Below are 641 nucleotides of genomic sequence, written 5' to 3' on the forward strand. Positions count from 1 at the left end.
CTCTAAAAACTACGATACTTCAGGTGATTTTGGTTTTACTCTTATAAGGGAACACCCATTTAGTGAAAAGGATGCAGAATTGAATAAAAACACATGGTATGAATATCTAACTACAGCAGATGGTCATATACCTTCATTTGATATTAACGAAGAACTTGATTTAAACCTCCTGAATAGAAAATTTAGAACAGGCTCAATTATCAAGATGTATTCTTATCAGTTTCCATCAGGATATTCGGGCTTTGCACAAGACCTAAACCAAAGTTTGAACGAATTTCTGTTCGAACCTTTATTGCCAATTTATACAATTGACAATGCCACAAGATATCCGAATAATAATGTACTGCAACTAGATCTTTTTGGATTAAAAAGAAGATTAGAACTTGATCAAAACTATATCGATGAATCGTTCTCTGAAATTTATACTGATGAATTATTTGGAGAGGTAAAGGTTACCTGCTATGTCTTCAAACCTAAGGTGGGAAATAATGATCTAAAGAAAACCAAGGAAAATATAAGAAGAGCATTTTTCAAGAACAATATGAGTGTAATGTTTTCTATTAATGGCCAAACGCACGGACATTACACATCAGAATTTATCACACAGCAGCTAAAATTTAATCTTTTAAAAGACTATTTAT

The 641-nt window shown here is 31.8% G+C and carries 1 protein-coding gene; it reads left to right on the forward strand.

Annotated elements, in window-relative coordinates:
- A partial coding sequence (locus tag JHD69_RS20060; RefSeq protein WP_199142109.1) for a hypothetical protein occupies positions 1 to 641 on the forward strand: 641 nt, incomplete at both ends.

The organism is Pedobacter sp. ASV12 (genome assembly GCF_016429155.1).
Taxonomy (GTDB): Bacteria; Bacteroidota; Bacteroidia; order Sphingobacteriales; family Sphingobacteriaceae; genus Pedobacter.